This window comes from Aliihoeflea aestuarii, from assembly GCF_024105665.1.
Lineage (GTDB): Bacteria > Pseudomonadota > Alphaproteobacteria > Rhizobiales > Rhizobiaceae > Aliihoeflea > Aliihoeflea aestuarii.
The window spans coordinates 77,436-101,026 of the sequence record NZ_JAAAMK010000006.1; the positions used below are offsets into that span (position 1 = coordinate 77,436).

The window sequence follows — 23,591 nt, forward strand, 5'->3', positions numbered from 1 at the left end:
TCGATCTTGCCGCAAATTCTTCCCTCCCGCCGCTCCGACGTCGAACCTTTCCACGCCATGGATGTGCTGGCGCGCGCCAATGCGTTGCGTGCTGCCGGCCGCAGCATCGTGTCGCTCGCCGTCGGCCAGCCGTCCGATCCGGCGCCTGCGATCGTGCGGCAGGCGGCCGCGCGGGCTTTGGAAGGTGGCTCGATCGGCTACACCGACGCGCTCGGCCGGCGCGACCTGCGCGAGGCGATCGCGCGGCACTATCGCGAGCATTACGGCGTCGATGTCCCCATCGCGCGCATTGTGGTCACAACGGGGTCGTCCGCCGGCTTCAACCTCGCTTTCCTTGCCATGTTCGATCCCGGCGACAAGGTCGCGATCACGGTGCCCGGTTACCCGGCCTATCGCAACATCCTGAAGGCGTTCGGCCTCGACGTGGTCGAGATCGATCTTGAGGGCGCGGCATATCTGACCGCCGCACGGCTGGGAGAGGTGCATCGCAAGGAAGGGCTGAAAGGCCTGCTTTTCGCCAGCCCGGCGAACCCGACAGGCGCGATCACGCCGCCCGAGGCGTTGGAGAAACTTGTCGTGGCGACCCGCGCGATGGGCATCGCGGCCATCTCGGACGAAATCTATCACCGCCTGTCCTACACAAGCGGCGACGTGACCGCGCTTTGCTTCGGCGAGGACGTCACGATCATCAATTCCTTCTCGAAATATTACTGCATGACCGGCTGGCGGATCGGCTGGATGGTCGTTCCGGAACGGCTCGTCCGCGCGATCGAGCGTATCCAGCAAAGCCTTTACATCTCCGCGCCGGAACTCTCCCAGATCGGCGCGGCGAAGGCTTTCGATGCCACCGACGAACTGGAAATCGTTCGCGGCCGCTATCTGGAGAACCGCACGCTGCTGGGTAAGGCACTGCCGGAATTGGGCTTTCCCCTTGCCGCACCGATGGACGGCGCGTTCTACGCCTATTGCGATATCTCGCGCCATTCGAACGACAGCATGGAGTTCGCGACGAAAATGCTGGACGAAGCCGGCGTGGCGGCGACGCCGGGCCGCGACTTCGACCCGTTCGAGGGCGCGCGCTACATGCGCTTTTCCTATGCCGGCAGCAATGCCGACATCGCCGAGGCCGTCACGCGGCTGACGTCCTGGCTGAAATGAAAGAAGCCGGCGCTGGGCCGGCTTCTTCGCAACTCTCGGGCAGGGATCAGAAGAACCCCTTGCGCTGCCACCAACCCTGACGGCGCGGCTTGTCTTCGGCCGGTTCGGCGTCGTTGCTCGGCGTCTGCGACTGGACGACGGGTTCCGGCTTCTCGGCTGGCTTGGCGGGAGCGGGTTCGACTGGAGCCGCTTCCTGGCTGCGACCTTCTATGATTTCGGCTGCCGAGCTTTCCGGCTCGATGGCAACGACGGGAGCGTCCTCGGCCACGGCCTTCGTTTTTGCCGGAGCCTTTCGACGCGGCGCGCGCTTCTTGGCGGCGGGCTTGGCTTCTTCGTCGCCAAGGTCTTCGGCGGCGCTGACCGTCGCTTCCGTCTCGGACGTCGCCGTTTCTTCGGCCACAGCCTTGGCACGGCTCTTGCGAGGCGCACGGGCACGCTTTGGCTTGGCCGGCTGCTCCTCGGTCGGGGCATCTGCCGCTGCTTCGGCCGGAGCAGCGGCCTCTTCAGTCGCGCCCACCTGTTCGGCAGGAACTGCTTCGACCGCATTCATGGCCGCATCATCGACCTGTGCAGGCGAACCATCGGCGTCGACGGTCTGCTCGTCGCCATCCTCGCGTCGATTGCGGCGGCCACCGCGCTTGCCGCGCCGGCGCTTCTTGCGTCCCGCCTCGCCATCGTCGTCCGGCTGCTGGCCTTCGGACGCCTGCTGATCGCCTTCGCCAGCCACCGCGTCCTCGTCGTCGAGATCGCCGGCGGCTGTCTCGACGGCTTCGGTTTCGCCGTTCTGCTCCTGGTCGCGATCCCGGCCGCGCCGACGGCGACGGCGACGGCGCTTGCGGTCGCGATTGCCGTTCTCATCGGCGTCCGGCGGATTTTGCTGCGCCCGGTCCTGTGGCTCTTCGGTCGTCTCTTCGTCCTCGTCGATATCGAGATCGCCCGCCGCCGCTGCCGCCGCTGCGTCCTTGGCCGCTTCCGCTTCATCGTCCACGGTAGGCGTGGCGACCGGTAGCGTGGGAGGCTGATAGCCTTCCGGGCGCTCGATCTGCGCACCGCGCGAAATCACGTAATGCTGCGAACCGATCTCCTCATCGGCCTCGATCGTGATGGTGAGGTCGAAGCGGCGTTCGAGATCGGCGAGCGTCGCGCGCTTGTGGTTGAGCACGTAGAGCGCCGTCGAGGCCGGCGTGCGCACTGTGATGTGGCAGCGCGAATCCTTGAGCAGGTATTCTTCGATGGCGCGAACGACGAGCAGCGCGACGGACGATTCGGAACGAACATGGCCGGTGCCGCCGCAATGCGGGCAGGGCTGCATGGTCGAATCGAGCACCGATGCGCGGATGCGTTGGCGCGACATTTCGAGAAGGCCGAAATGCGATATACGGCCGACCTGGATGCGCGCTCGGTCGTTCTTGAGGCATTCCTTGAGCTTCTTCTCGACCGACCGGTTGTTCCGGTTCTCCTCCATGTCGATGAAATCGATGACGATGAGGCCGGCGAGGTCGCGCAGACGAAGCTGGCGGGCGACTTCCTCGGCTGCTTCCAGATTGGTCTGGAGCGCCGTGTCCTCGATGGAATGCTCGCGCGTGGAACGGCCCGAATTCACGTCGATGGCGACCAGCGCCTCGGTCTGGTTGATGATGATGTAGCCGCCGGACTTCAGCGTCACCTGCGGCTGGACCATCTTGTCGAGCTGCGCCTCGATCCCGTTGCGCGCGAAGATCGGCACGCTCTCGCGATAAGGCTGGACCATCTTGGCATGGCTGGGCATCAGCATGCGCATGAAGTCCTTGGCCTCGCGATAGCCGTCCTCACCCGCCACAAGAATCTGGTCGATGTCCTTGTTGTAGAGGTCGCGCACCGAGCGCTTGATCAGCGAGCCTTCCTCATAGACGAGGGTCGGCGCGGTCGATTGCAGCGTCAGCCCGCGCACGTTTTCCCACATGCGCATCAGATATTCGTAGTCGCGCTTGATCTCGGCCTTCGAGCGGCTTTCGCCGGCCGTGCGCAGGATCACGCCCATGCCGTCCGGCACGTTCAGATCTTCGACGACCGATTTCAGGCGCTTGCGATCCGCAGCGTTGGTGATCTTGCGCGAAATGCCGCCGCCACGCGCCGTGTTCGGCATCAGGACCGAATAGCGGCCGGCGAGCGACAGATAGGTCGTCAGCGCCGCGCCCTTGTTGCCGCGCTCTTCCTTGACGACCTGCACGAGCAGTATCTGGCGGCGCTTGATGACTTCCTGAATCTTGTAATGCTTGCGCACCGGGCGGCGGCGCGAGGCGGCTTCCTCGATGGCGTCTTCCGCGCCGACCGATTCGACATGGTCGTCGTCGCCATTGGAATCGTCGCCGTTTCCGTTCCGCTCGTCTCTGTCATCCGCCGAAGGGGCGTCTTCGGAAACGACATCGGCGGACACGTTTTCCGCCTTGGCGTCGGTGCCGCGCGCGTCGTCGTCGCCGGCGTCCGCATTTTCGGCTGCGTCGTCCTGATCCTGCGCCTTCTGGCCGGCACGTTCACGGCCCTTGCCGCCGCGCCTGCGGCGACGGTTGCGCCCGTTTCCGTCCTCATCCTCGTCGTCGTCGTCCGAATGCGCGGCAGCTTCGGCTTCGGCGCGGATCAGCGCCTGCCGGTCGGCGACCGGAATCTGGTAATAGTCGGGGTGGATTTCCGAAAACGCCAGGAAGCCGTGGCGATTGCCGCCATATTCGACGAAAGCGGCCTGCAGCGAAGGCTCGACCCGCGTTACGCGTGCCAGATAGATATTGCCTTTGAGCTGCTTCTTGTCCTGAGATTCGAAGTCGAATTCTTCAATGCGGTTGCCGCGAACGACGACGACCCGCGTCTCCTCCTGGTGGGAGGCATCGATAAGCATTTTGTTGGGCATGATATATAGACTCCCCGGCACGCACCGCCCCGGGGGAGGTCGTCACAACGCCGCGCCGCGAAGACGGATATGGCATGCCGGATAAAAGGGGGACCCGGGGCCGCTGGCGCGACACGTTAGGCCGACCGCCCGCTGCCGTTGAGGCGCGGTCACATGCGATCATGGGCCTGAGTGTGTCGAAAGCCATGCTACAGCCTGCGGATCCTTTCTGAACCAAGGCCCGGCGGTCGCCGAACCAGCTGCGATTTGCTCGGGTTACGAGCCGGCACGGGGATATCCCTGCCGTTTTCCAAACGGCATGGGCTGAAGCCGACATGCCGAAGAATCCTGTCCGGACAGATGCACCGCATCGGGAAGGGGGAGAGTGACTCCGCCGGTTGCGCATTGCGCATCCCTCAACGGACATTCGCAAAAGTCCGATCTGCTTTTATGATTTGCCGGCCTTCAAGGCAACCCTCTATTTCCGTAGCCGCTAAAGCACTTTCATCGGCGCGAATGACGGTTGCGGGCCTCATGAAAAGGTTTGATTAACCACGTCCGTCTACGACTTCGTAATCCCCGGTCGCCGAGCGACTGCGCCGAAGCGGGACGTTCGACATGGCATCATTGTTCAAAGGATCACCAGCTCTCGCTCCCCGCATGTTCGGGTGGCTCGTAGGGCTCGCGGCGATCCTGCTGATGTCCAGCGCCGCGCATGCCTCACCGATTCAGGTCGAGGGATTGCGCGTGGTCGGCGACGCATCGCGCGCGCGGATCGTGATGGACGTTTCCGACAGTCCCGACCTGCGCTGGTTTTTGTTGCGCGCGCCGCATCGTCTGGTGCTCGAACTCACCGACGTCGAATATCTCCATGACGAAACCGCCGCCTCACCGCGCGGTCTGATAACCGACATCGCGTTCACCGACGCGGGCGGCGCCAAATCGCGCATGATCGTCACCGGCGAGGGCGCGTTCGTGGTCGAGAATGTCGATATCATGAAGAACGAGGACGGCGCGGGCTATCGGGTCGTGGTCGATATGGTCGCCGGTTCGGACCGGCAGTTCGAGGCGGCCCTTGCCGACCAGATCGCGACGACTTCCGTGACCTCGGCAGGGCAGGCACCGGACGTGCCGCGCTTCACCATCGTCATCGATCCAGGCCATGGCGGAGCCGACAGCGGCGCGCGCGGCGTTTCGGGCGTTCTGGAAAAGACTATCACGCTCGCCTTCGGGCTGGAATTGAAGAAGGCGCTGGAGGACCTTGACCGCTACGACGTGCATATGACGCGCGACCGAGACAGGTTCCTGCGCCTCGACGAACGTGTCAGGATCGCGCGGCGACACGAGGCGGACCTCTTCATCTCGATCCATGCCGATGCGATTCGCCATCGCGACGTGCGCGGAGCGACGGTTTATACCGTGTCGGAGACCCCGTCGGATGCAGCCTCGGCCGCCAAGGCGATTCGCGAGAATCTGGCTGATCAGCTCGCCGGCTACGGTTCGCCCGAAGAGAGCGACGAGGTCTCGGGCATTCTGGCCGATCTGGTGCGACGGGAGACCGACGGCTTTTCGCTGCGCTTTGCGAATGCGCTGGTGGACAGCCTGTCCTCCGAAATCGCCATGATCAAGAATCCGCATCGTTTCGCGGGCTTTCAGGTTCTCAAAGCGCCGGACGTGCCATCCGTGCTGGTCGAGCTCGGCTATTTGTCGAACGCGGCCGACGAAGCGCAGTTGCGCGATGTCGAATGGCGCGCGCAGGCGACTGCCGGTATCGTCGGGGCGATAGATCGTTTCGCTGGCGGGCGTATCGGCTCGACGGAATGACCGTCGATCCGATCATATCGGCATCGCTCGCGTTATCGTGGCTTGACGGCAACAGGCATGGTATTAATCCTCCATTGTTGCAGGCACTTGCAATATGTGCCGCAATTTGCCCACAAGCGCACGACAGGTAGCGTTATGCGAAACGGCCGGCAGCGGGCAATCGAATTCCGGGGCGCCGCCGAATCGAACGACAGACTGGAGCGGGCATGATTCGTCTCATCGGGTATTTCTTCGGCATCGGCGTGATGCTGGCGCTTGTGGTTGCCGCCGGCGTCGCCCTTTATATTGGAACGGTCTCGAAGGACCTTCCCGACTATGAGGTGCTGGCCCGTTACGAGCCGCCGGTGACGACGCGCGTCCACGCGTCGGATGGTGCGCTGATGGCCGAATTTGCGCGTGAGCGTCGGCTTTATCTGCCGATCCAGGCGGTTCCCGACCGCGTGAAGGCGGCTTTCCTGTCGGCCGAGGACAAGAATTTCTATCAGCATCCGGGCATCGATATCCTGAGCCTGTTCCGCGCCGTCTCGACGAATGTGCAGAATTTCGGCTCCGGCCGCCGTCCCGTCGGCGCGTCGACCATCACCCAGCAGGTGGCGAAGAACTTCCTTCTCGATTCATCCGTGACCTACGATCGCAAGATCCGGGAAATGATTCTCTCCTTCCGTATCGAGCAGGCCTATTCGAAGGATCGCATCCTCGAACTCTACCTCAACGAGATTTTCTTCGGCCTTGGCTCCTATGGCATAGCGGGCGCGGCGCTGACCTATTTCGACAAGTCGGTCAACGAACTCGAACTCCATGAGATGGCTTATCTCGCCGCGCTGCCGCGCGGACCGGGCAACTATCACCCCTTCCGTCACACCGAGCGCGCTATCGAACGCCGCAACTGGGTGATTGACCAGATGGTGTCGAACGGCTTCGTCGAACCGGAAGATGGCGCGCGGGCCAAGCAGGAAGACATCGGCGTCAATCTGCGCCGTGGCGGCTCCTATATGATGGCGGGCGAGTATTTCACCGAGGACGTGCGCCGCGAGATGATCGCGCGCTACGGCGAGGATGCGCTTTATGAAGGCGGTTTGTCCGTCCGCACCACGCTCGACCCGAAGATGCAGCTTCAGGCGCGCAAGGCGCTTCACAGCGGGCTGATCCGCTACGACACCTTGCGCGGCTTCCGCGGCCCGGTCGAGGAGATCGAGCTTGGCGACGACTGGGGCGTCCCGCTCGCCGAGGTGCGCCGTCTGGCCGACGTGCCCGAGTGGCGTCTGGCCGTCGTTCTCGAAACGTCCGGCGGCGAGGTTTCGGTCGGCCTGCAACCTGAGCGGCAGGCGTCTGGCGAACTGGTTGCCGATCGTGACACGGCGACGCTCAACGTTTCGGACATGGAGTGGGCGCTGCGCCACACGGTCGACGGACAGCGCGTTCGCGCCGGATCGATCGGCGAGGTGCTGCAGGCCGGCGACGTCGTTTACGTCGAAGAAAAGAGCGACGGCGGGTTCATGCTTCGCCAGATGCCGGAAGTTTCCGGCGGCCTGGTCGCGATGGACCCGCAGACCGGCCGCGTGCAGGCCATGGTCGGTGGCTTCTCCTTCTCGCAATCGGAGTTCAACCGCGCCACGCAGGCGATGCGCCAGCCCGGCTCGTCCTTCAAGCCGATCCTCTACGCGGCGGCGCTCGACAATGGCTACACGCCCGCGTCGGTCGTCGACGACGCGCCGATCTCGATTCGCATCGGCAACGACGTCTGGGAGCCGCGCAATTACGGCGGCGATTTCGCCGGACCCTCGACCCTTCGCATGGGCATCGAGCGCTCGCGCAACCTGATGACGGTGCGCCTTGCCAACGACATGGGCATGGACATCGTCGCCGAATATGCCGAGCGCTTCGGCGTCTACGATAAGATGCTGCCGGTTCTGGCCATGTCGCTCGGCTCCGGCGAGACGACGGTCATGCGCATGGTTTCGGCCTACGCTGTGATGGCCAATGGCGGCCGCTATATCCAGCCCTCGCTCATCGACCGCATCCAGGACCGCTACGGCAAGACCGTTTTCAAGCACGACCAGCGCATCTGTCATGGCTGCAACGCGCCCGCTTGGGAGAGTCAGGCCGAGCCCGAACTGATCGACGAGCGCGACCAGGTGCTCGATCCGATGACCGCCTACCAGATCACCTCGATGATGGAAGGCGTCGTCCAGCGCGGCACGGCGACGACGCTTGCCGAACTCGGCCATCCGATCGCCGGCAAGACCGGCACGACCAACGATGCGCGCGACGTCTGGTTCGTGGGCTACACGCCCGACCTCGTCGTCGGTCTTTATATCGGCTACGACCAGCCGCGCTCGCTGGGCTCTGGCGCGACGGGCGGCGGTCTGGCCGCTCCGATCTTCAAGGAGTTCATGACCGAGACGCTGAAGGAAAAGACACCGGTCGCCTTCCGCGTTCCCGAGGGCATGCAGCAGATCGCCATCAACCGCCAGACGGGCATGCGCGCCAATCAAGGCGAGGCAGGCGTGATCATGGAAGCGTTCAAGCCCGGAACGGGGCCGGCCGACAGCTACTGGGTCATCGGCATGGATGGCGCGACCGCCGAGCGCGCGCGCGAAATCTCGCCGCAGGCAAGCGAAGCCCTCATCTCCGGATCGGGCGGCGGTCTTTACTGATCGTCGCCTTCCAAGCGGCTGCGCCGGCTTTACAGCACGGCGCGGCCTGCCTATGTTCCGCGCCGATCTCTTCCCACTATCCGACAGGAAAGGCGAACGCCCAGATGCGCGCCGAAACGGAAAATCTCATCGACGAAATCAGGCAGGCCATAACCCTGCTGAGGAGGCATCTTTGACTGGGATCAGGCTGTAAAGCGACTTGATTACCTGAACAATCGTGCCGAGGACGCCGATCTGTGGAACGATCCGCAGGAGGCGCAAAAGCTGATGCGCGAGCGCCAGTCGCTCGAAGATGCCATCACCGCCATCAAGGGGCTGACGCAGTCGCTCGAGGACAATATCGGGCTGATCGAGCTTGGCGAGGAAGAGGGCGACGACGAGGTCGTGCGCGAGGCCGAAGCGTCGATCCGCTCGATGCGCGGCGAAGTCACCGCACGTCAGGTCGATACGCTGCTGTCGGGCGAGGCCGACGGCAACGACACCTATCTCGAAGTGCATTCGGGCGCGGGCGGAACGGAAAGCCAGGACTGGGCGTCCATGCTCCTGCGCATGTATACGCGCTGGGCCGAACGTCGCGGCATGAAGGTCGAAATCCTCGAACTCCATGACGGGGAAGAAGCCGGCATCAAGTCGGCGACGATCCTCATCAAGGGCGAAAAGGCCTATGGCTGGCTGAAGACCGAATCGGGCGTGCACCGTCTCGTGCGCATTTCACCCTATGATTCCAACGCGCGCCGCCACACTTCGTTCGCAAGCGTGTGGGTCTATCCCGTCATTGACGATTCGATCGAGATCGACGTCTCCGAATCGGATGTGCGCATCGACACCTATCGCGCGTCCGGCGCGGGCGGCCAGCACGTCAACACGACCGATTCGGCCGTGCGCATCACGCATATCGCGACCGGCATCGTCGTCGCCTGCCAGCAGGAGCGCTCCCAGCACAAGAACCGCGCCAAGGCGTGGGACATGCTGCGCGCGCGTCTTTACGAGGCCGAGTTGAAGAAACGCGAGGAAGCGGCCAGCGCGACCGAAGCGTCGAAGACCGAGATCGGCTGGGGCCACCAGATCCGTTCCTACGTGCTTCAGCCCTATCAGCTCGTGAAGGATCTGCGCACCGGAACGGAAAGCACGTCGCCGCAGGACGTGCTCGATGGCGGCCTTGACGAGTTCATGGAAGCCGCCCTTGCGCACAAGATCGAAGGATCGGCCGGTGAGACGATCGCCGATATCGACTAGAATAAGAAAACCGCTGCCGAAATGTCGGCGGCGGTTCTGCCTTTCCCGCAGATGCCGGAAGGCGATGCTGCGCCCCATGCGCAACAGTGATCGTTTTCCTTTTCCACTCCGTTTGTCGCCTGCAACAAACCCTGTTGTGCCGTCGGAATCGATCGCGCACTGTTGTCGGACGTGATTCGAGGGTTCACGGACCGGGGACGGTGATTTGCGGACGTCTGATACTTTTTGGCACCGGATTTGTCTGGCGGGAGCGGGATTGCTCTTGTCGGCCTGCGCCGCGCCGACCGATCTTCAGCGCTCCAGCCTTTCCGAACGCTCCGGCGCGACGCAGGCGATCGCTGTGCCGCCGCCTGGAGGGCCGACGATCGTCGACGTCGTCGAACGCCGATATGCAAATGCGATCCAGCAGGACGTGATCCTGAGCGCGAGTTCGGCAGTATCCGGGCAGAACCTGCTGCGCGTACAATTGTTCGGCTCCGTCGGCACGGAGGGCGGGCAGTCCACCCTGTCGAACCTGCCGCCTACGGAAGGGACCGTTCGGCGCGAGATGCGAACGGCGATTCCAGGCGTCGCGATGCAGATTTCTCCGCTCTACGCGCAAAACAGTTACGGGCCGTTCGGCTATGCCGTCGGGCGGTCGGGGCGCGATCTGTGTCTTTACGCATGGCAGCGGATTCGCGGGCCGGAGCGGGCAGCGCCGTTCGGCACGCGAGGCACGATCCAGACGCGGCTGCGCCTGTGCCAGGCGGGTGCGAGCGAGCATCAGCTTCTGGCCGTCATGTATGGCTACACGATCACGACGAGCTTCGGTTTCGACGGATGGAATCCCTTCGGCGCGGCGGCTTCGCCCGATCCGCGGCTGGGGACGACCGGCAGCCAGATATTTCCTGTCGGCGCGTCCTGGAACGAAACCGTGGCTCCTGCCGAACCTGAGCCGCTGATCCTGCGTCCGGCAAGACGGCAGACGCCGGCGAGCGACGTGGTGCAGATGCGGCAGGCTACCCCCGTCGCGACGGCTCCGTCGGGACCGGTCGTGCCGCCACCTTCGGCGACGGGCGATGCGCCGCTCGTGCCGCCTCCGCCGGGCGCATCGGGTGCAACTCCCACTGCTACGCCGTTGGTTCCGCCACCGCCTGCGACCGGACCGGCCTCGTGAGACTCGGGAGGGGTGACGTTTACGGACGGTTAGTCACATCCGGTGGTTTCGGAGCCGTTTAATCTTTGTCGCCGTCCTTTGGTCTAGGTTGACCAGCGGTGGGGGGTACGTGTCGAACATGCGATCTTGGACGCTGAGTACGCAATGGCGAAATTCGCTTCTGCCCTGATCTGGTTTGCAATGGCGATCTGCGTGCTCGCGATCGTGTCGCTGCCAATCAATCTCCAGACCCATCTGATCGCGGGCACGATCATCCTTGTGGCGATGATTCTGCTCAAACTCACGAAACCGGAAGGGACGTGGCGGCTGATCGCGCTCGCGCTCGGCACGGCGATCGTGCTGCGCTACGTTTACTGGCGCACGACCAGCACATTGCCGCCGGTCACGCAGCTCGAAAACTTCATTCCGGGCCTGCTGCTCTATCTCGCCGAGATGTACAGCGTCTTCATGCTGTTTCTCAGCCTGTTCATCGTCGCCCGGCCATTGCCGTCGCGCCCCGCTGAATTTGTCGAAACGCAGAACGTGCCGACCGTCGATGTTTTCATCCCGACCTACAACGAAGACGCCGCTCTTCTCGCCGATACAGTGTCGGCGGCGATCGCGATGGACTATCCCGCCGACAAGATGACCGTCTGGCTGCTCGACGACGGCGGCACGGTGCAAAAGCGCAATGCTGACAATGTTGTCGACGCGCAGGCAGCCGAGACGCGCTACCGCGAATTGCAGAAGCTGTGCGACGATCTGGGCGTGCGCTACCTGACGCGCGAGCGCAACGAACATGCCAAGGCCGGCAACCTCAATAACGGTCTCGCCCATTCGACCGGCGAACTCGTCGTCGTCTTCGATGCCGACCATGCGCCCGCGCGCAGCTTCCTGCGAGAGACGGTCGGCTACTTCGCCGAGGATCATCGACTGTTCCTCGTCCAGACGCCGCATTTCTTCCTCAACCCCGACCCGCTGGAAAAGAACCTGCGCACCTTCGAGAAGATGCCGTCGGAAAACGAGATGTTCTACGGCATCATCCAGCGCGGCCTCGACAAGTGGAACGCCGCGTTCTTTTGCGGATCGGCTGCGGTTCTGCGCCGCGAGGCTTTGCTTGAAGCCGACGGGTTCAGCGGCGTATCGATCACCGAGGATTGCGAAACCGCCATCGAACTTCATTCGCGCGGCTGGAACTCGATCTATGTCGACAAGCCGCTGATCGCGGGCCTGCAACCGGCGACCTTCGCCTCGTTCATCGGCCAGCGCTCGCGCTGGGCGCAGGGCATGATGCAGATCCTGCGGTTCCGGTTTCCGCTTTTAAAGCGCGGACTCTCGCTGCCGCAGCGCCTTTGCTACATGTCTTCCACATTGTTCTGGCTGTTCCCGTTTCCGCGAACGATCTTCCTTTTCGCGCCGCTCTTCTACATCTTCTTCGATCTTCAGATTTTCACCGCGTCCGGCGGCGAGTTCCTCGCCTATACGCTCAGCTACATGCTCGTGAACCTGATGATGCAGAACTATCTCTACGGCTCGTTCCGCTGGCCATGGATTTCCGAACTCTACGAGTACATCCAGACCGTGCATCTGCTTCCGGCCGTCGTTTCGGTGGCGCTCAATCCGCGCAAGCCCACTTTCAAGGTGACGGCGAAGGACGAGCAGATCACCAAGAGCCGCCTGTCGGAACTGTCGCGTCCGTTCTTCGTGATTTTCGGCGTCCTCCTGATCGGCGTGCTGGCGTCGGCGTGGAAGATTTACGCCGAACCCTACAAGGCCGATGTCACGCTGGTCGTCGGCGGCTGGAACCTTCTCAATCTCGTTCTGGCCGGTTGCGCGCTCGGCGTCGTTTCCGAGCGTAGGGAGAGAGCCGCGACGCGACGCATCCGCATTTCGCGGCGTTGCGAATTCAAGATCGGCGAGGACTGGGTGCGCGGATCGATCGAGGATGTGTCGGTCAACGGGGCGCGGATCAAGGTCAATGCCACCTCTGCCGCGCCGTTCGAGGTCGGAGCCATGACGGCGCTGCGGTTCAAGCCGCACTGGTCCGACGAGACGGGCGAACTTCCCGTGATCGTGCGAAACAGCGAACGCGAAGGCAATGGCATGAATATCGGTTGCTCCTATGACCGCCGGGAACCGATGCATCATCGCCTCGTCGCCGATCTCGTCTTTGCCGATGCGAAGCAGTGGAGCGGCTTTCAGGTCGGGCGACGGCGCAATCCGGGGGTCTTCATCGGCACGCTCTGGTTCTTCCAACTGGCGATATTCCAAACGTTCCGTGGCCTCGTCTACCTGTTCGGCGGCCAGTCCGGCGCGCGGGAGCACCGGCAATGACCCGGCTGACCGTCGCCCTTTGCGCCTTGCTCGCGCTGTCGACCAGCGCGCTTGCCCAGCCGCAACCCTTCGACATGACGCCGGAGCGTCCGGTCGAGAGGCCGAGACCGCAGCGTCCGAATACGCCGACGCCGCCACCCTCCGTACAAATGGACGAAGCGGGGCCGGAAAATGATGCGGAGGAGGTGGCAGACGACCCGCAGCCCGTGCCGGAAGAGACTGCCGGAGAGTTGCGGCGCAATCTCCTGCCGTCCTCGATCCTGCGTCTCGAGGGTGAAAACGATATACGCCGTTTCGCATTCTATCTGACGGATGAGCAGGCTGCCGCGTCCGCGAATCTTCGTCTCGGCTACCAGAATGCCATCGTCGTCGCCCCCGAGGCCTCGCAGCTGGCCGTGGACATCAATGGCGTACGCGTCGTCGGAGAAAGCATCGCGTCGACCAACAGCGTCAAGGAGGTGGCGACGGATCTTCCGGCAGGCCTGCTCCAGCCGGGCCGCAACGAAATTTCGTTCCTGTCCTCCCAGCGCCACCGCACCGATTGTTCGATCCCCTCGACCTACGAATTGTGGACCGAGCTTGACGCGGAGCATACCTATCTGACGCTCGACACGGCGAATGACGTGTCGCAATGGCAGATCGCTGATCTTAAGGCGATTGCGGGCGACAGCGACGGACAGGCGACGATCGGTCTCGTCGTACCTTCGCTGGCGACGGCAGATGTGGCGTCCGAGGTTCTCCGCCTCGCGCAGGCTGTCGCGCTTCTCACCAATCTGCCGAGCCTGCGGTTCGAAGTCGCCAGTTCCGTTGCCGATGGCGCGCTCTCCAGTGCCAACCTCGTCGTCGTCGCTGGTACGACAAGCGAGGTCGAGGGCATCGTCGGCCAGAATGATGGTGTCGACGGCGATGCTGCGGTCTCGTTTCGCCGGCTGGACGGCGTATCCGCGCCGGCTCTTGTCCTGTCGGGCGCGGATCGTTCCGGTTGGGTCGGCGCCGTCGAGCAATTGGCCGCACAGGTCGGGCCGTCCTCCTTTGCGCTGCGCGAAGCACTGATGACCGAGGCCTGGAGCCTCCCGAATCCGCCGATGCTCTATCAGGGGCGCGACCTCGGTTTCGCCGAAATGGGCGTCTCTTCGGAACAGTTTTCCGGCCGGCGCTACATCCGCCGGTTCCAGTTTGCCGTGCCGGCGGACTTTTACGCGCAATCCTATGGCGAGGCCCGCATTCTTCTGGATGCGGCCTATACGGACGACGTCAAGCCGGGCAGTCTGATCAATATCTATGTGAACGGTAACATAGCAACCTCGATGCCGATCACGACACGCGGCGGGCGCGTGCTTCGCCAGTTCCCGATCAAGGTCACGATGCGCCACTTCCGGCCGGGCGTGAACGAGGTCACGTTCGAGGCCGATCTCTTGACGGATGCCGACGAGGTCTGTGCGCCCGGCGCGGCGACGGATCAGACGCCACGTTTCGCCCTGTTCGACACGTCCCGCTTTTCGCTCCCGGATTTCGCGCGCATCGCGCAGATACCCGATCTGTCCGCGATGTCGGGAACGGGCTATCCCTATCTTTTGAACAACGAGCCGGTTCCCGTGGTCATGGGACGCGGCAATATGGGCACCTTGTCGGCGGCCGCCAGCGTCCTTGGGCGGATCGCGATCGCGTCGAGCCGGATCATTCCCTTGAAGGTCCTGTCGTCGCCTTCGGAAGCGCGCGATCGCGATGCGATATTCTTCGGCACGCCGGCGGGGCTCGATCCGAGCGTATTGTCTCAGGTTGGCATCAACGATGCCGTCGCCGCGTCGTGGGCGCCCAGCGCGACGATCGCCGGCGGGGCCGCGACAGGAGTTGAACGCCTCGACATGGAGGCGTGGCGCGAGCAGGTGAACGGCGGCCTGATCGCGCGCACGATCGAGGATTTCAGGACATGGTTGCGCGACACGTTCGACATATCCGCAGACATGCTGCGTTTCGTCCCGCAGGACGCACAGCCTTACGCGCCGACCGCTGAGGACGCATTGATCGTGGCGCAGGCTGCGGGTCCGACGGGGCAGGGCACCTGGACGGTGATTACAGCTCCACACGAGGCGCAGCTTGCCACAGCCGCGCAAAATCTCGTCGGTCACGGTGCCTGGCAGCAACTGTCGGAGCATCTGACGACATTCGCCGGCGATGGAACGATAGGCGCCATGGAGATCAGCCGCGGAACGTTCCGGCAGACGGTCCCGCCCTCCGCCAACAATTATCGGCTGATCGTGGCGAACTGGCTGTCGAGCAATATCCTGTCCTATTCGGCGATCCTCATCGTGGCGTGCGGTTTCCTCGGTATCGCCACGTCGGCGCTGCTCTCCAGGCTGGGACGGCGTCGATGAAACACTTTGTGTGCCTGTTCCTCGTTTTGTCGGCGGCTTTGGCGGGGCAGTCCATGGCGCAGAATGATCGGTCGCTGGTGACGGGTACGGAATGGGACCGTTATTCGGGCCGCTTCGTGACTGCGGAGGGGCGGGTTCTCGATGATGCGAATGCCGGAATCAGCCACAGCGAGGGGCAGGGCTATGGGCTGCTGCTTGCCGAAATGGCCGACAGCCAAGCCGATTTCGACCGGATCTGGGCCTTTACGCGCGATGAATTGTTGTTGCGCGACGACGGTCTGGCAGCCTGGAAATGGGAGGCCGATGCCTCACCGCACGTCACCGATATCAACAACGCGACCGATGGCGACATTCTCATCGCCTATGCGCTGGCGCGTGCGGGCGAGCGCTGGGGAGACGCTCAGTACACGGACGCGGCGGCCGATCTGGCAGGTTCGATAGCCGAGCACGCCGTGCTGCGCTATCAGGGCCGCGTGCTTCTGATGCCGGCCGTCGATGGCTTCGGCGTGGCCGATCGCGCGGACGGCCCGGTCATCAATCCGTCCTACTGGGTGTTCGAGGCGTTTCCGGTTCTCGAGCGGCTTGCGCCGGATGGCCCGTGGCAGGAACTTGCCCGGACGGGCCGCGACCTGATCGCGCATGCGCGCTTTTCGGATCGCCGCCTTCCCGCCGAATGGCTGTCGGTCGCGGGCATTCCGCGTCCCGCACAGGGTTTCAAGGCGGAATTCGGGTATAATGCGCTGCGAATCCCTCTCTACATGATGCGTGGCGGTATGACTGAAGACGACGTAGCGATGGAATTGGGTGCCGCGATACGCGATGCGGACGGCAATCTCGTCCTTGTCGATCTGGGGAGCGGCGAGCCAACGGAAACGCTCACGGATGCCGGCTACCGCATCCTTGCAGCGCTTGGCGGCTGCGTGGCGAACCAGACCCCGCTTGCGCCCGATCTGCGCGACTTCGAACCGACGGTCTACTATCCTTCGACCCTTCATCTTCTGTCGCTCGCCTTCGTGCGTGAGGCCGCGCCGGAGTGTCTGCAATGAGATTGCGCGCTGCAAGGCTCATATTCGCTGCCGGCGTTGCGATCTGGCCGGCCGGTTCCATTGCCGAGAACTGGTCGATCGATGACGAGCGGCTTCGAGTGACCAGCACGGGGGCCGTTCCGGTCGCTCCGTCGTTCGAGGCGCATGAACGGGCCGAGCCCGCGCCGCCTTTGGCCGAACCTGCTCCCCAAGCTGAACCGCTCGTTGCCCAAGCTCCGCAGGACACGCCCCTCCAGCCGCTGCCGCAAGTCGACGAGTCGGCCATCCGCTATTTCGCTGAGCGTGGCGACACGCGTCGGCTCGAGGCGGAAATCGCAAGACTTCGCGCGCTCTATCCCAACTGGACGCCGCCAGCCGATCCGCTCGCGGTGCCGGAAAATGTCGACGAGCGCCTTGAAGAGATGTGGCGGCTTTATGCCGAGGGACGTCTTGGCGAAGTGCGTCAGGCGATAGCCCGGCGGCAGTCCGAACAGGCCGACTGGCAGCCACCGGCCGACCTTCTGGACCGGCTGCAATTGTCGGAAGCGCGCGAGCGCCTTTTCAACGCGTCCGATCTGGATCAGTATCAGATGGTGGTGCGGCTCGGATCGGAGAATCCAAGCCTTCTCACCTGCTCGGAAGTCGACGTCCTGTGGCGCGTCGCCGAAGCCTTTGCGATGACGGATCGCCAACCGCGCGCGCGCGATGCCTATCGCTACATTCTCACGTCCTGCGACGATGTGCAGGAGCGGCTCGCAACCATGCAGAACGCCAGCACCGTCCTGCCGGACGATCTGGTCGAGGAACTGCTCACGCTTGAACGCACCGGCGAGGACGGGCAGGGCGAGTTCGCCAGCATCCGGGATGCACGCGCGCGCGATCTGCTCGCCAGGGCCGGCGAAGAACCGACGCTTCAGGTCGCCGGCGAGGCATTGCGGCGTGTCGAGCGGCTGGCACAGGATGGCGATGATGCAAGCGATCCCCGGCTTCTCGGCTGGTATCATCTTCGCCGTGAAAATGGCGAGGAAGCCGAACGCTGGTTCCATCTGGCGCTCGAACGCGAGCCGACCGGCGAGGCGGCCGAAGGTCTTTCGCTGGCGCTGATCGAGCGCGACCAGTTCACCGAGGCGGAAGACACGATCTATCCGTATCGCGCCGAGAACGACGATCGCCAGGCGGTCTATCTCGCCGCCGCCGCCAATCTGCTCGGTACGGAGCCGCGCGTGGCACTGTCCTCGCAGGTTCTGGCGCGCATCGTCGCGGAGGCGGTAGCGGTGCGCGATGTCACCGTTGCACGTCAGCTTGGATGGTATGCGCGCGCATATGGTCAGCATGAAACGGCCGGCCAATGGTTCGCGACGGCGCTGGGCTTCGATCCCGACGACGAGCCGTCGGCCTACGGGCTCGCTTTGACGCGGTTGCAACTTGGCGACGATACGGGCGTTGCCGAATTGCGCCGGCTCTGGACGGGACGATCCGAACGCATCTTCGCCGTCGGCACGCCCAATGCGATAGATGCCACCGAGCCCGCGCAGGTTGCCGCGCCAGCGCAGTCCCAGCCACAACAACAAACCCGGCAAGAGGAGTCGCAGCCGGTGGCCTCTGGGCCCCGCGCATCCGAGCAGCCGGCGCGCACTGCGGCCCCCGCACCCCAGCGGCAGACAGGTTGCCGAACGACGGTCGATCCACGCTCGCTTTCCCCGGCCACGGCGCTTCAGCGCGGATGGTGCCTGATGGAGCTCAACCGGCCGCTCGAAGCCGCCCAGGCATTCGATGTGGCGCTGGCAAGCAACGCCGAGCAGGCGCGGCGGGACGCGGCCTATGGCAAGAGCCTTGCCTATCTGCGCGCCGGGCTGGTGGACGACGCGGCGGTCGCCGCCGCCTCGGCGCCGATGACGCCCGAACGCGGCGCCGAGTTGCAGTCGAGCATCCTTGCCGAGCGCGCATTGGGCGCATTCGAAAAGCGCCGCTACACCGAAGCGCTGATCGCGCTCGACCAGCGCGCGCAGATCGCGGCCGAGCGCAACGACCTTCTCGTTCTGCGCGGCTACGCCTATCTCAATCTCGGCCGGATCGGTGATGCCGAGCGTGTATTTCGCGCAGTGGCCGCCACCGGCAATCGGGAAGGTTTGCGCGGTATCGCGGCCGTGCAGGAAAGTCGCGGCGCCAACTGATCGATCGAATGCTTGGCCGACTGGCGGGCTTGGTGATCGTCCGCGAGGCTGCTACACTTTGTCCAACTTGAAAAACTGGGTGCCTGCTGCCGGGGCGTTACTGCTTGGCGCGGCGCTGAAGGACATGATGTGAAAGACCCCGAGCACGGCGATGACAAGCCGTCGGACGGGGCACGCGAGCCGCGCGGCAATGCCGGCGGGAAGTATTCGCGTTCGTCTTCGGACGGGCGAGATGCACAGTCGCGGCCCCTTTTGAACGGCAAGTCGGATCAGCAGGCGGCCGGCAATCCCGGCAAATCGCGAAAAAGGCGCAAGCGCAAGCGTGGACGCAAGGTCTATGCGCGTGACGGCTTGGTTCCCGCCCCGTCGAACGAAAGTGATGCCGGGTCGAAACCGGCAGAGGCCCCGGTTGCCCTGCCCGACCGGCCCGTTCCGTCGGCGAACGCCGACCGGCCGGCGCAAACCCGCGACTATCCGGCAGATCAGGGCGTTTACGCAGCGCTCGATCTTGGAACCAACAATTGCCGCCTTCTCGTCGCCATTCCGGGGCGAAACGGCCAGTTCCGCGTGATCGACGCGTTCTCGCGCATCGTGCGGCTGGGCGAGGGACTGACGGCGTCCGGTCGTTTGTCCGATGGCGCCATGGACCGCGCCGTGGAGGCGCTCAAGATCTGTGCCGAAAAGCTGCGCAACCGGCGTTTGCGGCGTGTGCGGCTGATCGCGACGGAGGCATGCCGCTCCGCTTCCAACGGTGCGGAATTCATCTCGCGGGTCAAGCGCGAGACCGGATTGGCGCTGGAGATCATCGACCGCAAGACGGAGGCGCGGCTTGCCGTTTCCGGCTGCGGTTCTCTGGTCGAGCGCGACACCAAAGGCGTCGTGCTTTTCGATATCGGCGGCGGCTCTTCCGAAATCGCGCTGATCGACCTGTCGCGGCACCGCACGCCGCGCCTTGCCAACCATATCGTATCGTGGACATCGCTGCCGGTCGGCGTCGTCTCGCTGGCCGAACGCTTCGGCGGGCAGCATGTGACGCGCGAAATCTTCGACGCCATGGTCGACGATGTCGCCGAGATGCTGACGCGATTCGAAGGACGCGACCGTCTTTCCCATGTCTTGAACGAGGACGGGTTCCACCTTCTCGGCACGTCCGGCACGGTGACGACGCTCGCCGGCATTCATCTTGGCCTCGAACGCTACGACCGGCGCCGCGTCGACGGGTTGTGGTTGCAGGATGAAGAGGTGGACCGGATGATCCGGACCCTGATCGATTGGGAATTCGAAAAGCGTGTCGCCAACCCGTGCATCGGCGCCGATCGCGCCGATCTGGTGCTGGGCGGATGCGCGATTCTGGAAGCAATCCGCCGCGTTTGGCCCTCGAAGCGGCTTCGCGTCGCCGATCGCGGCCTTCGCGAGGGCATGCTTTCCGAACTGATGGCCGATGACGGCGTATGGCGGCGTGCCCGCAAGCGGAGACCGACAGCATGAAGAAGCCCGTAAAGCCCGGAAGCGGCCCAACCGGGGCACGCGCGCTGAAGACGCGCGTGAAGAAGAAGCGCGGGCTGAAGAACTCGTCCCGCCGCTGGCTCGAACGCCATTTGAACGATCCGTATGTTCATCGCTCGAAGGCGGAGGGCTACCGCTCCCGCGCGGCCTACAAGCTGATCGAGATCGACGACAAGCACAAATTGCTGAAGCCGGGCCAGCGTATCCTCGATCTGGGCGCGGCGCCCGGCGGTTGGTGTCAGGTCGCGGCTTCGCGGGTGAAATCCCCGCTCGATGCGCCGACGGTCGTCGGCATCGACTACCTGCACGTCGACATGATTCCCGGCGCGACCTTGCTCGAAATGGATTTCCTCGACGATGCCGCGCCGGATCGGCTGATGGAGGCTTTGGGCGGTGCGCCCGATCTCGTCCTGTCGGATATGGCCGCGCCCACGACCGGTCATCGCCGCACCGACCACATCCGCACGATGCATCTGTGTGAGGTCGCGGCCGATTTCGCCGTCTCGGTGCTGAAGCCGGGCGGCCATTTTCTTGCCAAGACCTTTCAGGGCGGTACCGAAAACAGCCTGCTCGATCTCTTGAAACGCAATTTCCGCACGGTTCAGCACATCAAGCCGCCGGCCTCTCGAGAGGAATCGGTCGAACTCTACATTCTTGCCAAGGACTTCAAGGGACGCGCTGCTTCAAAAGATGAGGATCAGGCTTCCGGCGGCGGTATGTGATCCTTGGGCGCTTTGGGCAGCCCGTGCCCCGACACGGCCCGCCCGGCCGTCTTCGAAAGTCCGAGAATCGGCAGGATCGCCAGCGCTGCCAGTCCGCCGACCGCGAAGAACGCGAAGGAGAACGCCTCGAGCCCGATCGGCTCGCCGGTCCAGATGTGATGGGCTTCCAGAAAAAGGCCTGCCGCCGAAACGCCGACCGCTATCGAGATCTGCTGCGAAACGGCGGCGATGGCCGTCGCCTGGCTTGCCTGCGAATCATCGATTTCGGCGAAGACGAGCGCATTGTTCGAGGTGAAGAACAGTGAGCGAAAGAAACCGGCGAAGACCAGCGTTCCGATGATGACGCCATAGGACGTCGCAGGCGTGAAGAAGCCATTCACCGCGATCAGCGCCGCACCGCTTAAGGAGGCGAGCATGAGTACGGAGCGGAAGCCGAATGCGCGCAGCGCGGTGGTCGCCACGAATTTCAGCGAGATCGCGCCGATTGCGCTGGCGAAGGTGAGCATCCCGGATTCGAAAGCGTCGAGGCCGAAGGCGATCTGGAACATCAGCGGCAGCAAAAAGGGCGTGGCACCGACGCCGATGCGAAAGATCGAGCCGGACATGATGGCGACGCGTGCAGCCTGATTGTTGAAGAGCCTTAGATCGAGGATCGGCGACAGCGTGGAGCGCGCATGGCGCACATAAAGCGTGGCCGCCGCGATGCCGAGCATCAGCGTGGAGACGCCCACCATGGGCGGCAGGGCTGGCAGGGAAACTACGGAAAGGCCGAAGACGATGCCCGCCGCTGCGACCGCCGCGAGCGCGAAACCGCGCCAGTCGATGGGAGCCGCGGCTCCGCCCGGCATCTCCGGCAGCACGCGGCCGGAAACGATGATGCCGAGAATGCCGATCGGTACGTTGATCAGAAAAATCCAGTGCCAACTGACATAGGTTGTAATGAACCCGCCGATGGGCGGCCCCACGAGCGGCCCGATCAGCGCCGGGACCGTGAGCCACGCCATCGCCGAGACGAGCTGGTCGCGCCGCGTCGCGCGCACCAGTACGAGACGGCCGACGGGCGTCATCATCGCCCCGCCCATGCCCTGCAGAAACCGCGACAGGATGAACGCGCCCAGCGAATTGGACAGCGCGCAGAAGATCGAGCCGATAACGAAAACGCCGATCGCAATGCGAAAGACGCGCTTGGCGCCGAACCGGTCGGCCATCCAGCCCGATACGGGTATGAAGATCGCAAGCGCGACGAAATAGGAGGTGAGCGCCAGCTTCAGAGTGATCGGGCTGGTTCCGATATCGGCCGCGATCGCCGGCAGGGACGTAGCGATGACGGTCGAGTCCATCTGCTCCATGAACAGCGCGACCGCCAGGATAAGCGGGATTGTACGATTCACGCTCGATGTCCGGGGTGGTAGGCGTGGCGAAAGGGCATGGCCCGCGATCTAGCATGGACCCGCATTGCGCGACAATTGCACATGTGAACGGTTTCGTGGCAACTTCACTAACGTGTGAACTTGTTTGCCTCTTGGGCATACTGGCCCATCTGCCTGACCATGATCGGAAGAGGAGATGGATGATGGCCTGGCAAACGGACCGCAGAACGATGTTCAAGCTGGCAGGAGGCGGAGCGATGGCGCTTGCGACACCGCAAATCATGGTGCGGGCTGCACATGCCCAGACCGCGAATACCGCGGAACCCGGCAATCCCGGTTTCCATTCCTTCGCGCTTGGCGATTTCCGCATCACGAGCATTCTGGATGGCGGCCGTGCGTCGGACGGGCCGCATCCGATTTTCGGTCAGGATCAGGAGGCGAGCGCGGTCGCTGAACTGATGGAGCAGAACTTCCTGCCACCGAACAGGTTCGTGAACGGCTTCACGCCTGTTATCGTCGACACCGGAGCCGAGCGAATTCTCTTCGACACGGGATTGGGAGAGGGCGGACGCCAGAACGGGCTCGGTCAGTTGCGCGAGCGTATGCAGCAGATGGGATACCAGCCCGACGACATCGACATCGTGGTGCTTACGCATTTTCACGGCGATCACATCGGTGGGCTGATGGAAGGCGGCGAGCCGGCCTTTGCGAATGCGCGCTATGTGGCGGGACAGGCCGAATATGATTTCTGGACCGCGCCGGAACGGGCTGAGGGGCAGACGGCGGACGCGGCCAGCGCCGTGCAGGAAAAGGTCGTTCCGCTGGCCGAGGACATGACGTTCCTCGACGATGGCGGCGAAGTCGTTCCCGGCATTACGGCGATGGCTGCCTTTGGTCATACGCCTGGCCATATGATCTTTCATGTCGAAAGCGGCGACAGGCGGCTGATGCTGACGGCGGATACGGCCAATCATTTCGTCGCTTCGCTTCAGCGGCCCGACTGGCACGTTCAGTTCGACATGGACAAGGATGCTGCGACCGCAACGCGCAGGCGCGTCTTCGACATGATCGCGGCCGATCGCGTCCCTTTCATCGGCTATCACATGCCGTTTCCCGGCGTCGGCTTCATCGAACCGGTCGACCAGGGCTACCGCTTCGTACCGGCCAGCTACCAGTTCGATGTCTGAATGAATTGCGGCGCGGTCCAAGCTT

At 63.9% G+C, this 23,591-nt stretch carries 14 protein-coding genes; 12 read left to right on the forward strand and 2 right to left on the reverse strand.

The window, feature by feature from the left end; all coding sequences use genetic code 11:
- The first annotated feature begins 57 nt into the window (after positions 1–57).
- Positions 58–1,158, forward strand: a complete 1,101-nt coding sequence (locus GTW25_RS13390; RefSeq protein WP_252912770.1) for a pyridoxal phosphate-dependent aminotransferase — start codon at positions 58–60, stop codon at positions 1,156–1,158.
- Between the two features lie 46 nt (positions 1,159–1,204).
- Here the strand turns inward: GTW25_RS13390 and GTW25_RS13395 are convergent, their stop codons facing one another.
- Positions 1,205–4,042: an Rne/Rng family ribonuclease gene (locus GTW25_RS13395; protein ID WP_252912639.1), complete on the reverse strand. Its 2,838-nt coding sequence runs from the start codon at positions 4,040–4,042 to the stop codon at positions 1,205–1,207.
- A gap of 597 nt (positions 4,043–4,639) precedes the next feature.
- On the opposite strand from GTW25_RS13395, the gene GTW25_RS13400 reads away from it, so the two are divergent.
- The 10 genes from GTW25_RS13400 (at position 4,640) to GTW25_RS13445 (ending at position 21,009) form a co-directional block, all read left to right on the forward strand.
- Positions 4,640–5,845 carry an N-acetylmuramoyl-L-alanine amidase gene (locus tag GTW25_RS13400; protein ID WP_252912640.1) on the forward strand — a complete coding sequence of 402 codons (1,206 nt, stop codon included), beginning with the start codon at positions 4,640–4,642 and terminating at the stop codon, positions 5,843–5,845.
- 206 nt (positions 5,846–6,051) lie between these two features.
- On the forward strand, positions 6,052–8,502 hold the full coding sequence (locus GTW25_RS13405) for a penicillin-binding protein 1A (RefSeq protein ID WP_252912641.1): 2,451 nt from the start codon (positions 6,052–6,054) through the stop codon (positions 8,500–8,502).
- A 104-nt stretch (positions 8,503–8,606) separates the two neighbouring features.
- Positions 8,607–9,738, forward strand: a protein-coding gene (gene prfB, locus GTW25_RS13410; RefSeq protein WP_252912642.1) for a peptide chain release factor 2 whose coding sequence is annotated in 2 segments (ribosomal slippage) — positions 8,607–8,672 and positions 8,674–9,738 — 1,131 coding nt in all. Because the reading frame shifts where the segments join, the coding sequence is not laid out codon by codon here.
- Between the two features lie 256 nt (positions 9,739–9,994).
- On the forward strand, positions 9,995–10,894 hold the full coding sequence (gene bcsN, locus GTW25_RS13415; RefSeq protein WP_252912643.1) for a cellulose biosynthesis protein BcsN: 900 nt from the start codon (positions 9,995–9,997) through the stop codon (positions 10,892–10,894).
- A 144-nt stretch (positions 10,895–11,038) separates the two neighbouring features.
- On the forward strand, positions 11,039–13,207 hold the full coding sequence (gene bcsA, locus GTW25_RS13420) for a UDP-forming cellulose synthase catalytic subunit (protein ID WP_252912644.1): 2,169 nt from the start codon (positions 11,039–11,041) through the stop codon (positions 13,205–13,207).
- Positions 13,204–15,582 carry a cellulose biosynthesis cyclic di-GMP-binding regulatory protein BcsB gene (locus GTW25_RS13425; protein ID WP_252912645.1) on the forward strand — a complete coding sequence of 793 codons (2,379 nt, stop codon included), beginning with the start codon at positions 13,204–13,206 and terminating at the stop codon, positions 15,580–15,582. The genes bcsA and GTW25_RS13425 overlap by 4 nt, the downstream gene beginning before the upstream one ends.
- Entirely contained in the window at positions 15,579–16,628 is a 1,050-nt protein-coding gene (locus GTW25_RS13430) for a family 8 glycosyl hydrolase (protein ID WP_252912646.1), read from the forward strand. The genes GTW25_RS13425 and GTW25_RS13430 overlap by 4 nt, the downstream gene beginning before the upstream one ends.
- On the forward strand, positions 16,625–18,781 hold the full coding sequence (locus GTW25_RS13435) for a tetratricopeptide repeat protein (RefSeq protein WP_252912647.1): 2,157 nt from the start codon (positions 16,625–16,627) through the stop codon (positions 18,779–18,781). Before GTW25_RS13430 ends, GTW25_RS13435 begins: the two co-directional genes overlap by 4 nt.
- A gap of 129 nt (positions 18,782–18,910) precedes the next feature.
- The gene (locus GTW25_RS13440; RefSeq protein WP_252912648.1) at positions 18,911–20,269 is read left to right on the forward strand and encodes a Ppx/GppA phosphatase family protein; all 1,359 of its coding nucleotides are present in this window, start codon (positions 18,911–18,913) and stop codon (positions 20,267–20,269) included.
- Positions 20,266–21,009 (forward strand): RlmE family RNA methyltransferase, encoded by a 744-nt coding sequence (locus tag GTW25_RS13445; RefSeq protein ID WP_252912649.1) that lies wholly within the window; start codon positions 20,266–20,268, stop codon positions 21,007–21,009. Before GTW25_RS13440 ends, GTW25_RS13445 begins: the two co-directional genes overlap by 4 nt.
- On the opposite strand, the gene GTW25_RS13450 is transcribed toward GTW25_RS13445, so the two are convergent.
- Positions 20,985–22,400, reverse strand: a complete 1,416-nt coding sequence (locus tag GTW25_RS13450; RefSeq protein ID WP_252912650.1) for an MFS transporter — start codon at positions 22,398–22,400, stop codon at positions 20,985–20,987. The genes GTW25_RS13445 and GTW25_RS13450 overlap by 25 nt on opposite strands.
- A gap of 182 nt (positions 22,401–22,582) precedes the next feature.
- Here GTW25_RS13450 and GTW25_RS13455 point away from each other — a divergent pair, with 182 nt between their 5' ends.
- Complete coding sequence (locus GTW25_RS13455; RefSeq protein WP_252912651.1) at positions 22,583–23,566, forward strand: MBL fold metallo-hydrolase; 984 nt, start codon at positions 22,583–22,585, stop codon at positions 23,564–23,566.
- The last annotated feature ends 25 nt before the right edge of the window (positions 23,567–23,591 follow it).